The sequence below is a fragment of the Rothia sp. L_38 genome, from assembly GCF_050689125.1.
In the GTDB taxonomy this organism is placed as follows: Bacteria; Actinomycetota; Actinomycetes; order Actinomycetales; family Micrococcaceae; genus Rothia.
On record NZ_JBOEQD010000004.1, the window covers coordinates 164,812 to 180,284 of the forward strand.

Annotated in this window: 10 protein-coding genes; 9 read left to right on the top strand and 1 reads right to left on the bottom strand. The window is 60.2% G+C overall.

Annotated elements, in window-relative coordinates:
- Positions 1 to 127: 127 nt before the first annotated feature.
- The gene (gene smc / locus ACRCJM_RS04420; protein WP_431463947.1) at positions 128 to 3,604 is read left to right on the top strand and encodes a chromosome segregation protein SMC; all 3,477 of its coding nucleotides are present in this window, start codon (positions 128 to 130) and stop codon (positions 3,602 to 3,604) included.
- A 6-nt stretch (positions 3,605 to 3,610) separates the two neighbouring features.
- Here smc and ACRCJM_RS04425 read toward each other — a convergent pair whose 3' ends face one another.
- A complete protein-coding gene (locus tag ACRCJM_RS04425) occupies positions 3,611 to 4,969 on the bottom strand; it encodes an MFS transporter (RefSeq protein WP_431463948.1) in 1,359 nt (452 codons plus the stop codon).
- Between the two features lie 155 nt (positions 4,970 to 5,124).
- On the opposite strand from ACRCJM_RS04425, the gene ftsY reads away from it, so the two are divergent.
- The 8 genes from ftsY (at position 5,125) to ACRCJM_RS04465 (ending at position 15,350) form a co-directional block, all read left to right on the top strand.
- Positions 5,125 to 6,228: a signal recognition particle-docking protein FtsY gene (gene ftsY, locus ACRCJM_RS04430; protein ID WP_237236124.1), complete on the top strand. Its 1,104-nt coding sequence runs from the start codon at positions 5,125 to 5,127 to the stop codon at positions 6,226 to 6,228.
- Positions 6,229 to 6,513: 285 nt separating this feature from the next.
- Entirely contained in the window at positions 6,514 to 7,770 is a 1,257-nt protein-coding gene (locus tag ACRCJM_RS04435) for an ammonium transporter (protein WP_431463949.1), read from the top strand.
- A gap of 14 nt (positions 7,771 to 7,784) precedes the next feature.
- Entirely contained in the window at positions 7,785 to 8,123 is a 339-nt protein-coding gene (locus tag ACRCJM_RS04440) for a P-II family nitrogen regulator (RefSeq protein ID WP_431463950.1), read from the top strand.
- A 143-nt stretch (positions 8,124 to 8,266) separates the two neighbouring features.
- Positions 8,267 to 9,097, top strand: coding sequence for an exodeoxyribonuclease III (locus tag ACRCJM_RS04445; RefSeq protein WP_431463951.1), 831 nt, complete (start codon positions 8,267 to 8,269; stop codon positions 9,095 to 9,097).
- A gap of 428 nt (positions 9,098 to 9,525) precedes the next feature.
- Complete coding sequence (locus tag ACRCJM_RS04450; protein WP_237186083.1) at positions 9,526 to 10,512, top strand: ABC transporter permease; 987 nt, start codon at positions 9,526 to 9,528, stop codon at positions 10,510 to 10,512.
- Positions 10,509 to 11,483 (top strand): ABC transporter permease, encoded by a 975-nt coding sequence (locus tag ACRCJM_RS04455; protein WP_237186084.1) that lies wholly within the window; start codon positions 10,509 to 10,511, stop codon positions 11,481 to 11,483. The genes ACRCJM_RS04450 and ACRCJM_RS04455 overlap by 4 nt, the downstream gene beginning before the upstream one ends.
- Positions 11,484 to 13,559, top strand: a complete 2,076-nt coding sequence (locus ACRCJM_RS04460; RefSeq protein WP_431463952.1) for a dipeptide ABC transporter ATP-binding protein — start codon at positions 11,484 to 11,486, stop codon at positions 13,557 to 13,559.
- Positions 13,560 to 13,634: 75 nt separating this feature from the next.
- A complete protein-coding gene (locus ACRCJM_RS04465; protein ID WP_431463953.1) occupies positions 13,635 to 15,350 on the top strand; it encodes an ABC transporter family substrate-binding protein in 1,716 nt (571 codons plus the stop codon).
- The last annotated feature ends 123 nt before the right edge of the window (positions 15,351 to 15,473 follow it).

Sequence of the window (15,473 nt, forward strand, 5' to 3'; positions counted from 1 at the left end):
GCCCCGGCGGGGCAGGTGCGGTGATTGATGGTGCGGGTTCATCTCACACCGAACAGGGGCGCGGGCCTGCGGTAAAGTGGTAAGCCGACCCAAACCCGTTTTTACCCAACCGATGGGGCCTACCACTATGTACCTAAAATCTTTGACCGTGCGCGGCTTTAAGTCTTTTGCGTCGGCCACCGTCTTTGAGTTTGAGCCGGGCTTGAATGTGCTGGTGGGGCCGAACGGGTCGGGTAAGTCGAACGTGGTGGATGCCCTTGCCTGGGTGATGGGTGCCCAGGGGGCTAAGCAGCTGCGCGGTGGTGCCATGAAGGATGTCATTTTTGCTGGCGGTGGTTCCCGCGGTGCGCTGGGGCGCGCCAAGGTTGAGCTGGTGATTGATAACGAGGACGGCGCCCTGCCGCTTCCCCACGCTGAGATTCGTCTTTCACGCACCATGTTTTCTGCAGGCGGTTCTGAGTACGAGATCAACGGGGAGCCTGCCCGCCTGGCTGATGTGCAGGACCTACTGGCGGACGCCGGTGTGGGCCGGGAGCTCTACACCCTGGTGGGGCAGGGGCAGGTCGATAAGATTTTGCACGGTACCGCTGATGACCGCCGCGAGCTGATTGAGCAGGCTGCCGGCTTGCTCAAGCATCGTAAGCGCCAGGCGAAGACCGCGAGCAAGCTTGATGATTTGAAGACCAATCTTGACCGGCTGGAGGATCTAGCCGGTGAGCTGGCTGAGCAGCTGGAAGGACGCCGGGAGCAGGCTGATGCGGCCCGGGCAGCTAGCGAGGTGGCGGGCCGTGTTCGTAGCTTGACCGCTGATCTTCTGGCTCATGACGCGCGTGCCATGATGCAGGAGCGGGAGGCCGAGCATGCCGCTGGCCAACAGGCTGAGGCTGCCCGCCTACGGGCGCAGGAGCGCAGCCGCACCCTCGAGGGGCAGCTGGGGGAGTTGGCCAAGGCCCGGCAGGTAGCCCAGCAGGCACTTGATGAGGCCACCCAGCGCCGTACCTCCTTGAAAGAGGTTGCCCACCTGGTGGAGACGGTTCAGCTGGTGGCTGCTGAACGTTTGTCCGCCTCCCACCACCAGGAAGAAGACCAGGACGCCGCCACCCGCCTGGTTTCGGCCCAGCAGGCCTGTGCCCGGGAGGAAGAAAATCTTGAACGGGCCCGGGAGGCGGGGAAAGCGGCTGAAGAAGAACTTACCGCTGCCCACTCTGCCTTAGAAAAGGCTCGGGTGGAGCAGGGCACAGCTCGGCAGGCCCTGGCTACGGCCGACCAGCAGGTGCGGGACTATAAGGAGAACCTGTCGCAGCTCACCGCCCAGCTGGCTACCGCCCGCGTAGCTTTTGAGCGAGCCGGTGAAGAGGCCGCCCGTCGGGTGGCTGAGTATGCCGAGGCTAAAGAGCAGGGGGCTTCAGCCGGTGATGATACCGAGCGGGCCCAGGCCGCCGTGAACGGCTACCGGGAGCAGCTAGAGCGGGCCGAAACTGAAGAAGAAAACCTACGTTGGGCGCGGCAGCGGGCGAGCGAAGCGGTGGAGTCCAGCCGCAAAGAACTGCATCAAGCTCAGGTAAAGCTTCATGCTGCTCAAGCTCGCTGCGAGGCCCTTGAGGCGGCCTGGCAGCATGACGATGCCGAAAGTGGCGATAGTGAAGGTCTCCGCCAGCAGGCCCTGGAGCAGGGAGCGCAGGAGCTTATTTCTCTACTTGAGGTTGAAGATACCTGGCAGGCTGCTGTGGCTGCTACCCTGGGCCCCTATCTGAGGGCCCTCACCCTGGCAAACGGTGAGTCCCTACCTAATGGAGTAACCCAGCTTTATTCCTTTGAGGGTGGCGTTCAACAGATTGACCTGCGCGAACTATCTACATCTCAAGCTGAGGTTTATCAAGCACACCCGCTAGCGGACGTCCTGACCGCACCGCAGGCCCTCAGCCGCGCCCTCGCCGTGCTCACCGCCGATACCTACCTGACTCCCGATCAAGAAGCAGCCCGTGCCCTGGTAGCTGCCCACCCGGGCGTCCGCGCTGTAACCCCCGACGGTACCGTGCTGACCGCAGGCTCAACCCTCTACCCCTCCCAAGAGCGGCCCCTGACTGAACGCTACGCTGAACTCACCCGAGCTCAACAGACCCACCGGGAGCTTGCCCAGCAACAGGAGCAGGCAGAGAGAGCCCACCAGCAGGCCGAAGAAGCACTAAAGACTGCCCAGGAGGCTGAAAAAGCCCAGGCCCGCACCACCGGTTCACTCACGGCTCAGCTAGCTGCCGCCCGGGCAGACCTTGCTACCCTCACCGGCCGGGCAGAAAGCTCACAGGCGGCCCTTGACCGTCTGCAAGAAGCTGCCACCCGCGCCGAAGAAGCTCAGAAAGAGACCCAAAGGCACGTGGAGGCCGCCCAAGAGGCCTTGGCTCGGGCTCGCAGCACGGAGCCCCAAGCCGACAGTGCTACCCTGCGCGAGGCCGTCCGCACCGCAGAAAAAACCCTGGTCGCAGCCCAGGAGGCTAAAACCCTCGCCGAGGCTACAGCAATCTACGCCCGCGAAAAAGAGGAAGCTGCCCAGGCCCGTCTCACTCAGGCCCAAGAAGCCCTGGCCGCCCTCGAAAAGGCTGAGGAAGCTCGTCAGCTGCGTCAACAAGAGGCCGCTGACGCCGGGCATCGTGCCCGCAGGGTAGCTGCCTGCGCCAAGGCTCTGGCACTGGCCCTCGCGCAGGTGGAGAGCCAGGAGTACGAGGAACACAGTAAGGCCCTGGCCCGTGCTGAGCAGGCCCAGCAGACCCTCACTGCCACCCGCGAAGAACTGGCCGGGGCCCAGACATCGCTGGCTGCTGCCCTGACCCTGCAGGCTGAATCGTCGGCCCAGGGCGCCCGCGTTGAAGCCCGCTGGGAAGCCCTAACCCAGCGGATAGATAGCGAATTGGGGCTCAGCCTTGAGGCCCTGCTAGAGAGCCACAAGGCCAGTGGCCTACCCCGGGAGGATATCGAGACTGACCTGGTGGCAGCCGAGGCAGAGCTGGCCCGCCTGGGGGTTATCAACCCCCTGGCCCTCGAAGAATACGAGGCCCTCGAACAGCGCCATAGCTACCTGCGCCAGCAGATTAAAGACATCAAGACCTCGCGGGCAGACCTGCGGGCCGTGATGAAGGACGTGACCGGCCAGATTGAAACCTCTTTCAGTCGGGCACTGGCCGATGTGCAGGTGGAGTTTAGTCGTATTTTTGCTCTGCTCTTTCCCGGCGGCCAGGCAGAACTGGTGCTGGCTGACCCCAACGACCTGGAACACAGCGGCCTTGATATTAGGGTCAAGCCAGCCGGTAAGAAGGTCACCCGTCTTTCCCTGCTCTCTGGCGGCGAGCGCACCCTGGCCTCTCTGGCCCTGCTCCTGGCGGTTTTTATGGCCCGGCCTGCCCCCTTCTATGTGCTGGATGAGGTAGAAGCTGCGCTTGATGACCGTAACCTGGGCCGTCTGCTGGAGGTGCTAGGGCAGCTGCGGGAGAAGTCCCAGCTGCTGATGATTACCCACCACCAGCGCACCATGGCCCAGGCCGATACCCTCTACGGCATCACCATGCGGCAGGGGATTTCAAGCGTGCTCTCGCACCGCCTGGCGGACTAGGGCAAGCTACTTGCCGGTGTAGCCTTCGTCAGCTATGTCTGCCGGGAACTTGGGGCGGTAGCCGGGGAACCAGCCAATAGCCGCAAGAAGAAGCAGGGCACCTGCCACGATAAAGGCGGGGAAGAAGCCCCAGGCGTCGATGATAAAGCCAGCTACGAGCGGGCCGACGATCAGGCCGATGTCTGAGACCATTTGGTAGTAGGCCAGGGGCTGACCGCCTGAGCGCTTGTTGCCCACAATGTCTGATACAGCAGCCTGCAGGGAGGGGCCGAGCAGGGCCGAGGCAATGCCCAGAAGTACAGCTGCCCCCACAAAGACAACCGGGTTAGTGATCAGGCCAAAGACGATGGTGACGATACCTGCCAGAATCAGCCCGGAAAAGACCATGGGACGGCGGCCGATTTTATCGCCCATCTTGCCTGAATAAATCTGTACCAGGGCGTTGCCCGCTGCGTAGGTAGCGAGGGTAAGCCCTGCCAGCTTGGCCCCGGCAACAGCGGCATCGTAGCCAGCCTCCCCGGCATGCAGGTTGGCCAGGAGGGCTACCGCGGCAAGAGGAACCACGGTGGACTGTAGCCCGAAGACACTCCACCCTGCCGCCAGATTAGTGACCAGGGCGGCTTTGAAGTTGGTGAACTTGAGAGCGTCAGCCAGTTTGAGCTCGGGCTTGGGAATAGCAATGCCCTGGGTGTTGAGGTTGATCTCCCGGGGCTCGTCCTTGAGCTGGGTAAGAACCACCAAAGCTGCGCACAGGAGCATCGCGGCATAAACGAAGAAAGGCATCCGCATGCCCAGAGAGGAAGCCGCTGCGCCCAGGACCGGCCCCAAGATATTGCCCAGCAAAAATGAAGTGGCAAAGTAGCCCGATACCTTACCCCGAATAGTGGGGGGTGAGTTGCGCACCAGAATACCCATGGCCGCTACGGTAAACATGACCGAACCGGTTCCGCCTACAATACGGGAAGCAATCAGCATGGGGTAATTGACCGATAGTCCAGCCCCGATGGAACCCAGCCCCACAATAATGAGGCCCGCCGAGTAGATACGGCGCTCTCCGAAGCGGGAAATGAGGCGCCCGGACGCCGGTGCGAAGGCCAAGCGCGAGAGGGCGAAGGCTGAGACAACGAAGGTCGCAGCCATGGCTCCCACATCGAAGCTACGGGCAAAGCCGGGGAGCACGGGGGCGACCAGGCCGTAGCCGAGGGCAATGAGGAATGAGGCCGCAATCAGGACCTTGATTTGGGTCGGCACCTTGACGGTTTCTTTGGTGTGGGGCTTTTGGTTGCGGCTTTCCTGCCGTACGGATTCGGGGATGATGGGGATGGCCCCGGTGTCCATGGAGGGGGTGGGGATGTGGTTGCTCATGCGCTTGTGCTCTGCTGCTTCTATGCTGCGTGTATCTGTCTGAAAAGTATCTTAGCTCACAATGCCCGCCAGTGTGGGGTGGCAGTGTGCAGAAGTGCATTCTACTCCCATCGCTGGGGCTGTATGGGGCGGGGAGAATATGGCAAGCTAGAAGGGTGAATGATTCTCTAACTCTCATTGTGTACATACTTCTCGGTGTGCTGATTCTAGGTGGCGTGCTTGCGGTTCTGCTCCGCGGCCCTAAGGCCCCTAAGGAAGGCTACGAGGGCACCCGCGATGCCGATGACCTCCCCGCAGATAGCGCTGACGGGCCGGTCACTACTATCGAGCGTCCGGCGTCCGCCCAGGGCCGTCTGGTGCGCCTGCGCGCCCGCCTCTCACGTTCCAATAACCTGCTGGGTAAGGGCCTGCTGGCCCTGCTGTCCCGCGACAAGATCGACCAGGACGTCTGGGATGAGGTTGAAGAGACCCTGCTCCTGGCAGACCTGGGTGCTGAGCCCTCAGCCCGCCTGGTGGAGGCCCTGCAGCAGCGTGTGCGCGTGGAGGGCACTGAGAATCCCGCCCACGTCAAGCAGATGCTGCGTGAGGAGCTTCTTTCAATCGTGGGTGAAGATACCGACCGTTCCCTGGCCCTCGATGGAGCCGATGGCAACCCCGGTGTCGTTCTCGTAGTGGGCGTCAACGGCGTCGGCAAGACCACTACAGTGGGTAAGCTGGCCCGCGTGATGGTCGCTGAAGAGAAGAACCTGCTACTGGGCGCGGCTGATACCTTCCGCGCTGCAGCGGCCGACCAGCTCCAGACCTGGGGCGATCGGGTAGGCGTTGATACCGTCCGCTCAGAGAAGGACGGCGCCGACCCTGCTTCCGTTGCCTTCGAAGCTATCCGCGAGGGCAAGGCCCGCGGCGTTGATACCGTCATGATTGACACCGCCGGACGCCTGCAAAACAAGGCCGGCCTGATGGACCAGCTGGGCAAAATCAAGCGCGTGGTCGAGAAAGAAGCCCCGGTCACCGAGGTGCTCCTGGTCATTGACGCCACCACCGGCCAGAACGGCATGATCCAGGCCAAGGTTTTCTCCGAGGTCGTTCAGATTACCGGCATCGTGCTGACCAAGCTCGACGGCTCAGCCAAGGGCGGCATCGTGGTCGCTATCCAGGAAGAGCTGGGCGTGCCCGTCAAGCTCATCGGCCTGGGCGAAGGCCCCGACGACCTGGCACCCTTCGAGCCCGGTGCCTTCGTTGACGCCCTCCTCGACTAAGGCGCAGCCCGAGTTCATCGAGGAGCCGGGGGAACTGTTTCAAACAGTTCCCCCGGTTTTTTCATGTCCACCTAGAGCGCCGGTAACCTGCCCGTTACTGCCCGAAACACCCCCGTAACCCCTGTTTTCATACCCGCAACACGGGGAGGACACCTGTAACCGGAGCGAAACTCCACGCGCAAGCAACCGAAACACGCGCAGAGAACAATAGAACCTGTCAACACACCAAGAGCCGGTCTACCGGCACACAGGTTTTCTATACGGGTTTTGAAAGGGGTAACAGGCATGGAACTCACCGCCAGTGATGTTTGGACCGTGGTCGCCGCGGCACTTGTTCTGTTCATGACACCGGGTCTCGCTCTCTTCTACAGCGGTATGACGCGAGCCAAGTCAGCACTCAACATGATGATGATGTCGGTCATCTCAATGGGCCTTGTCGGCGTGTGCTGGGTGCTGTGGGGCTACAGCATGAGCGGGGGAGATGCCCTCATCCACGACATCGTCGGCTCACCCTTCAACGATTTTGGCCTATCAGCTACGCTTGCGGACGGCGGCACCAACCTCCTCTCGGTAGCCTTCAGCTCCACCTTCGCTATCGTCGCGGTGGCTATCATCTCAGGGTCTATTGCAGACCGCGCCCGCTTCGGGGCCTGGTGCATCTTTGTGCCCCTCTGGCTCACCCTGGTCTACTGCCCCCTGGCCTTCATGGTGTGGGGCGGCGGCCTTTTCGGTGAAGAGGGCTTCATCGGGGCTATGTTCGGCGAAGCCATCGACTTTGCAGGCGGCCTGGTCATCCACATCAACGCCGGCGTCGCCGGTCTAATCCTGGCCCTGGTACTGGGCGCTCGCAAGGGCTTTGGGGAAGACCCCAACCAGCGCCCCCACTCCCTGCCCCTGGTCATGCTGGGTGCAGCTATCCTCTGGTTTGGTTGGTTCGGTTTCAACGTGGGGGCTGCTGCGGACGGCGCCCAGGCAGGTCTGATCTGGGTCAATACCCTTGCTGCCCCGGCGGCTGCCATGTTGGGCTGGGCCCTGCTTGAACGAATCCGCGACGGTCATGTGACTTCCCTGGGTGCGGCGTCCGGCCTGGTCTCGGGTCTGGTCGCTATCACCCCGGCCTGCGCAAACGTCGATCCGATCGGAGCTCTGGCCCTGGGCTTTATCTCGGGTATCGCCTCAGGCTGGGCTGTGGGCCTCAAGTACCGCTTCGGCTACGACGATTCTCTTGACGTAGTGGGTGTACACCTGGTCTCCGGCCTCATCGGCACCCTGGCCCTCGGTTTTATCGCAACCCCGGCCACCGGAACCGCCGGTCTCTTCTACGGTGGCGGTCTAGGCCTGCTGGTCACCCAGACCGTAGCAACCCTGATTTCTATGGCCTACTGCGCGGTTGTGACCCTGCTGATTGTGATCCCGATTCACCGCACCATGGGCTTCCGGGTCAGCGAGAAGCAGGAGATCCAGGGTATCGACCTGGCTCAGCACGCTGAAACCGCCTACGCCATGTCGAGCGGCACCTCCGGTGCCTTCGCTAAAAACTAGAGGGAGTTCACGCCATGAAACTCATTACCGCTTTGATTCAGCCCGAAAAATTTGACGACATCCGCCAGGCCCTCGAAAACTTTGGGGTCGACGGGATGACGGTCTCAGAAGCCCAGGGCTACGGACGCCAGCACGGGCACGTAGAGGTCTACCGCGGCAAGGAATACGACATTCGCCTGATCCCTAAGGTTCGCCTGGAAATCCTGGCGGACGTTGACCGGGCCGAGGACATCATCGACCTCATTATCGCCACCGCCAATACCGGTAGCGCCGGGGACGGCAAAATCTGGGTGAGCAGCGTGGACGAGGTAGTTCGAGTCCGCACCGGAGAACGCGGCGTCTCCGCCATCTAAACACAAGCGACATACAAATTTAGGGCAGATCCACGGTTTCGTGGGTCTGCCCTTACTTTTTGCAGTCTGGGTAGGAGAGCTGGCAGGGAGGGGCGGACGTGGGTCAGGGCGGCGGCGGGGGAGCGCCGGGTAGACTATGGGGCATGAAACTTGTCTCCTGGAATGTTGATTCACTCAATGCTGCACTCACCAGTGAGTCGGCCCGTGCCCTGCTCTCCCGCGATGTCTTTGCCTCCATCGCCCTGCTGAAACCCGACGTCCTTGCCCTGCAAGAAACCAAGCTCTCGGCCAAGGGGCCCACCAAGAAGCATCTCGAAGCCCTGCATGCCTACTTCCCCGACTACAAGATTGCCTGGGTATCTTCCGACGAACCCGCCCGCAAGGGGTACGCGGGCACCATGTTCCTCTACAAACAGGAGCTAGAACCCACCGTCACCTATCCCCGCCTCTCTGCCCCCACCACCATGGATGCCGAAGGGCGCATGATTACCCTGGAATTTGAGGACTTCTACGTCACCCAGGTCTACACCCCCAACGCTTCGGACGGCCTGCGCCGCCTGCCTGACCGCCAGGTCTGGGACCGCCTCTACGCCGACTACCTCGCCGGCCTGGACGCCACTAAACCTGTGCTTGCAACCGGCGACTTCAACGTTGCTCACACCGAAATTGACCTGGCCAACCCCAAGGCTAACCGCCGTTCACCCGGCTTCACCGACGAAGAGCGCGAGGGCTTCACCCAGATTCTCTCCCGGGGCTTTACCGACACCTTCCGCCACCTGCACGGGGACGTCACCGGAGCCTACACCTGGTGGGCCCAGCGCTCCCGTACCTCAAAGATCAACAACACCGGCTGGCGCATTGACTACTGGTTGGTATCAGACCGGGTCGCTGAGAAGGTACGAGCCTCAGAAATGATTGATTCAGGCCCGCGCCAGGACCATACCCCGATTCTCCTCGATATCGACCTGGGCTAGGTAAAACCTAATCTAATCGGTTAGAAGCCCGAGGGCCCCTGTACCGCCAGGGGCCCTCGGGCTTTGCTGTGTCCGGGTGATGGGGGCAGGACGGTCGTTCAACAAGGGTGAACTGATATGTGAGAAAAACCGGGGTAAATGTTTAATGTTTTTAAAGTTTTAGAGCGGTAGAAACTGCAGAATCAGGCTTAAGCGGGGGAGCGGCGAAGGCTGCGCCCGTGTATTCTCGGGCTTTTTAATGCGTGGATTATTTCGGCTACGTTTCGCCGACTCTTTGCTGCGGACGAGCGGTGTGTTGCCCAACTTGATGTGACGGGTGCGACTAAATATACTCAACTCAACACGTCAGTATATGTTGGGCATCACAAGCCTGGCAGTATCTGTAAAGGCTCACACACAATGTTCGTTACCCAGAAAGAGTTCGCCTCATGATTAAGTATCTGCTGAGGCGAGCAGCTACCTACGCCGTCATGATCTTCTTAACGACGACCGGTGGCTACTTCCTCGCCGTTACCTCGCTGAACCCCGCCCTGCTTGAACAGGAACGCATTCCCCGCCCCTCACCGGAGCAGGTTCAGCGCAACTTCGCTGCCCTGAACCTCGACCCCACCATGAGTGCCTGGGACCGCTACGTCCAGTGGCTGACCAACGTTGTTCTGCACTGGGACTGGGGCCGCAGCCCCAACGGCGCCTACATCAACGCTGAATTCGGTCAGCGCGTGTGGGTATCAACCCGCCTCTACCTGGTGGCTGTGATTCTCTCCCTCATCATCGGTGTAGCCCTGGGCGTTTACTCAGCAGCTCGTCAGTACAAGTTCTCTGACCGTGTGATTACCGGCTACTCCTACCTGGTCTACATCCTGCCCGCCCCCATTGCCTACTTCCTGGTCCAGCTGGGAGCTGTAGCTATCAACAGTGCAGCGGGGGAGCGTATCTTCTTCGTGACCGGTATTTCCTCGCCAGGCCTCACCCCGGGTAGCTTCGAATACTGGGTAGACTTGGCAGCCCACTACATCGTGCCCACCTTCTGTATCACGATTATGAGCTGGGGCGGCTACCAGATTTCCCAGCGCCAGTACCTGCTCGACAGCGTCAACGCCGACTTTGTGCGCACCGCTCGCGCTAAGGGCCTCACCCGCAACCAGGCCATCCGCCGCCACGCCCTGCGAGTCTCCTTCATCCCGGTAGCCCAGTCCATCGCCTTTACCGTTCCCTCGATCTTCACCGGCGGCTTCTTCGCCGAGGCCATCTTCGCCTGGCCCGGTATTGGTCTCTGGTCAATCCAGGCAATCGGTGCCCAGGACGTCAATGCGGCAGTAGCAACCCTGGCCTACGGCTCCTTCATCTTCGCAGTTGGCGCCATCATCGCTGATATCGCCACCACCATCGTCGATCCCCGAGTGAGGATCTCATGAGCAATTCACCTTCCATCGACCACAACAACCTCACCGGTATTATCACGAGGGTCGATCAGACTAACGCTGACTTCGACATCATCAGCAAGAAGAAGATTATCTTCCGCCGCTTTATGCGTAACAAGACCGCGGTCTTTGGCTTGGTCGTCCTGCTGCTGGTGATAGCTTTCGGTCTCTTTGGCGGCTTCCTCTCCAAGTGGGACACCACCACCATCGACCCCTTCTATATCTCCACCGGCCCCAGCGCCGAGCACTGGTTCGGCACTACCAGTGCAGGTACCGACCTCTACGCCCAGATGGTTGAAGCTGTCCGTACCTCGGTCTTCATCGGTCTGATCGTGGGCGGTGTCTCCGTCATCTTTGCAGCTATCTACGGCTGCGTCATGGCCTACTTCGGCGGCAAGATCGACAAGACCATGCTGTTCGTCCTTGAGACCCTGATTATGGCGCCCAGCCTGCTGGTTGTAGCGATTGTCATCAACGGTGCTGGCGGCCAGGCCATCCGCGATAACCTGCCCGGCTGGCTCATCCTGACCATCGTGCTCCTAATCTTCAGCTGGATGTACACCGCCCGTGTGATTCGAGCTATGGCCATGTCGCTCATCTCCCGTGACTACGTCAAAGCCGCCCGCTACATGGGTGTGCACCCCCTCAAGATTGTCTGGCGTCACCTGGTTCCCAACATCGGCTCCCTGATGGTGCTTGAATTCACCCGCGGTATCACCGCTGCAATTCTGGCTGAGGTGTCTTACACCTTCATCGGTATTGGCGTGAAATACCCCAACTTCTCATTGGGGTCACTCATCGCCCAGGCTTCAAGCCAGATCAACACCCTGCCCTGGATGTTCTGGATTCCGCTGCTGTTCTTCTTCCTGCTGGTTGGCCCCCTGGCCCTGATGAATGACGGCTTGCGCGACGCCTTCGATCCCACCTCCCTGTCCGTTGGCAAAGTTAAGAAAAAGAAGAAGTAAATGAGCACTACACCAGTACTGAGCGTCCGAGACCTCAACGTAAAGTTCAATACCGAAAACGGTATTGTGCACGCGGTGCGCGGCATTGACTTCGACCTGTACGCGGGCAAGACGCTGGGCATCGTGGGTGAATCCGGCTCGGGTAAGTCGGTTGCCTCTATGGCGATTATGGGCCTGCACCCCACCACCGCAGACATCACCGGTTCCATCAAGTACAACGGCACCGAACTGCTGGGTCTGACCGATAAGCAGATGTGCGACTACCGTGGCAAAGAGATTTCCATGGTCTTCCAGGATCCGCTGTCATCACTCACCCCGGTATTCACCATCGGCCACCAGCTGGCTGAGGTACTCAAGGCCCACAACAAGGGTATGAGTGATAAGGCTATTCAGGCTCGCTCCGTGGAGCTCTTGCGTCTGGTAGGCATTCCCTCACCCGAGAGCCGTCTCAAGTCCTTCCCCCACGAGTTCTCGGGCGGCATGCGTCAGCGCGTCATGATTGCTATGGCCATTGCGAACGAGCCGCGCGTACTGATTGCCGACGAACCCACCACCGCGCTGGATGTCACCATCCAGGCTCAGGTGCTTGAGGTGATGCAGAAGGCCCAGGAAGAGACCGGAGCGGCTACCATCATGATTACCCACGACCTGGGAATCGTGGCCGGTATGGCCGATGAAATCATGGTCATGTACGCGGGCAAGGCTGTAGAGCATGCCGCTGCCACCGACCTCTACAAGAAGCCCTCCATGCCCTACACCATCGGCCTGCTGGGCGCTGTACCCCGCGTGGACCGCAAGGAAAAGACCTCCCTGGTGCCGATTGAGGGAACCCCGCCCAACCTGCTCAAGCCCGTGGTGGGCTGCTCCTTCGCAGCCCGCTGCCCGGTGGCTACGGACGCCTGCCTCACCCAGGAGCCGGAGCTCAAGCTGATTGCCGGTACCGGCGAGAACCACCGCTCAGCCTGTCTGTACGCAGAGAAGTTCGTCAACGAACGTCCTGAGCAGATGTTCCCCGTTCCCCCCATCCCCGTCTCTGCCCTCGATAGCGTACCTCGCGAGGAGCGCGCCAGCGTGCTTGAGGTAAAGGACGTCAAAAAGTTCTTCCCCCTCACCAAGGGCGCCCTCATCAAGCGCCGCGTGGGCACCGTCAAGGCAGTCAATGGCGTTAGCTTCGATATCCGTGAAGGCGAGTGCTTCTCGATTGTAGGTGAGTCCGGCTGCGGTAAGACCACCACCCTGCTTGAAATCATGGAATTCTCCAAGGATATCGACGGCGAAATCGTTATCGCCGGTGTCTCCAACAAGCAGGGCCTGCGCGGCTCCGAACTCAACGCCCTGCGCAAGAATCAGCAGATGGTCTTCCAGGATCCAACGGGTGCACTAGACCCCCGCTTTACCGTCTACGAAATTCTGGCTGAGCCCCTGCAAAACCAGGGTTGGGCCGTCAAAGACATCAAGAAGCGCGTGCTTGAACTGATGAAGACCGTCGGGCTGCAGCCCGACCACGTAAACCGCTTCCCCAACCAGTTCTCCGGTGGCCAGCGCCAGCGTATCGGTATCGCCCGTGCGCTCGCTGTCAACCCCAAGCTGGTGGCTCTCGACGAGCCGGTCTCTGCTCTTGACGTTTCTGTTCAGGCAGGCGTCATTAACCTGCTGGAGAAGCTGCGTGTCGAGCTGGGGCTGAGCTACCTGATGGTGGCACACGATTTGGCTGTGGTGCGTCATGCCTCTGACCGTGTGGCCGTTATGTACCTGGGCCGGGTGGTTGAGATTGGAAATGTGGACGAGGTCTTTGATAACCCCGTGCACCCCTACACCCGGGCTCTGCTCTCTGCCATCCCTGTGCCCGACCCCGAGGTAGAGGCCAACCGCCAGCGCATTGTGCTCGAAGGCGACCTGCCCACCCCAGTGAATGCACCGGAGGGCTGTGCTTTTGCAACTCGTTGCCCCATCTTCAAGCTTCTTCCTGAAGATAAGCAGAAGAACTGCACCGAGAATGTGCCTGTTCTAAGCCGGGCGAGCGAGGACCACCAGTACGCCTGTCATTATCCTGAACACGAAGTTGCTATGAGTTAAATTACATGTATAGTATGTAATCGAAATCACTTCAAACCCATTTTTGCCCATCCTCTTTACAAAGGAGAAGAGAGAATGAACAAGAACGTAGTTCTGAACCGCCGTACCCTGCTCTGGGGCACCGGTATTCTGGGAACCACTGGTCTGCTCACTGCCTGTGGTGGTTCTGGCGGCAACACCACCAGTGCTGCAACAGCCAGCATGGCAGCAGCCGGCGACGAAGTTAAGGTTGAAATCAACGAGCAGGACGTCGCTAACCTGCAGACCGGTGGCGTCGTCAACCTGCCGGTGAGCTCCCTGGGCCCTGACTTCAACAGATCATCTCAGAACGGCAACTCAGCAGACAACAGCTTCGTTCTCTCCACCTTCCACACCTCGATGACCAGCGGTATCTGGCAGTCAGACTTCCAGGGTAATCCCAGCGTTAACCCCGATTTCTGTGAGTCCTACGAGTCTGAAACCGTTGACGGTGTACAGACCATCCGCGTGAAGCTCAACCCCAACGCTAAGTTCAATGATGGCACCCCCATCGATATCGAGTCTCTGCGCACCTCCTGGAACGTCTTCAAGTCCACCGAGGGCGACTACAATATCGTGACCTCCGGTATGTACGAGTTCATCGATTCTATTGAAGAGGACGGCGACGCCTTCTCTGCTGTTGTGACGATGAAGCAGCCCTACTACCCAGCAGATAACCTCTTTGGTACCCTGCTACACCCTGCCATGGCAGACCCGGCAGTCTTCAACGAGGGCTGGACCGACAACCCCAACCCCGACTACGGCGTAGGCCCCTTCAAGCTGGAAGAATGGAACTCAGCAGAAAAGCGCCTTTCCGTTGTTCCCAACGAAAACTGGTGGGGTACTAAGCCCATCCTGGACCGCATCACCTTCCGCCAGATGGAAGCTGCCGCAGCCCGCGCAGCCTTCCGCAACGGCGAAATCGATGCAGTGGGTGCTCGTACCCTGGCGGCCTACAAGGACGTTGAGGGAACCCCCGATGCTGAGCCCCGTCGCGCTCTGCGCCTCTTCTCCGGCGGTTTGAACCTCAACCCCGCCCGTATCCAGGACGCCGCCCTGCGCCGCGCAATCTTTGCAGGCACCGACCGCAAGGCCCTCTCAGATATCCGTTTCCAGGGCCTGAATTGGACCGAAGAGACCCCGGGCTCCATGCTTCTGTTGCCCATCTCTGAGTACTACCAGGACAACTTCCCCGCCGATCGTGGCGTTGAGGTTGCCCAGAAGATTCTGGAAGATGCCGGTTACACCAAGAACGGCGACTACTACGCTAAGGACGGCGCTAACGCTAGCTTCCGCGTGACCAACTTCGGTGACGACCCTGGCTCAGCTGCCCTGGCTCAGACCATGGTTGAACAGATGAAGACCATCGGCATTGAGTGCTCCATCGACCAGCAGCCCGACGCTAACTTCGCCTCGGTGGTTGGTAACAAGGAATACGACATGACCTTCTCAGGCTTCGCTGTTGGCTCCGATGCAACCTCAGTAACCCGTCAGTTCTACCACTCATCTAACCTCGATGGTGCCGCAGGCTCTGAGGAAATCGATGCCATGATCGCCGAGATGGAAAAGATTGAGGACGACGCTGAGCGTAACGCAAAGTGCAACGAGATTGAAAAGAAGTTCATGGCCGAGTTTGCAACCCTCGGTACTGTCTTCAACGGTCCCGATATCCACTACTGCAAGACCAAGCTGGCTAACTACGGTGCCGCTATGTTTGGTGGCCACTCTGCCAACCCCCATCTCTGGGCCCGCCTTGGCTGGATGAAGGACTAAGCTCCTCGAGTCTAGAAATCTCCTGGTAAACCCTGACTTGCCCCATCACCTAATGCAGGTGGTGGGGCAAGTTGTTTGTTTAATCTGGGGCGTTATCTCCGCATGCTGTCAGGCCTGTAGGTT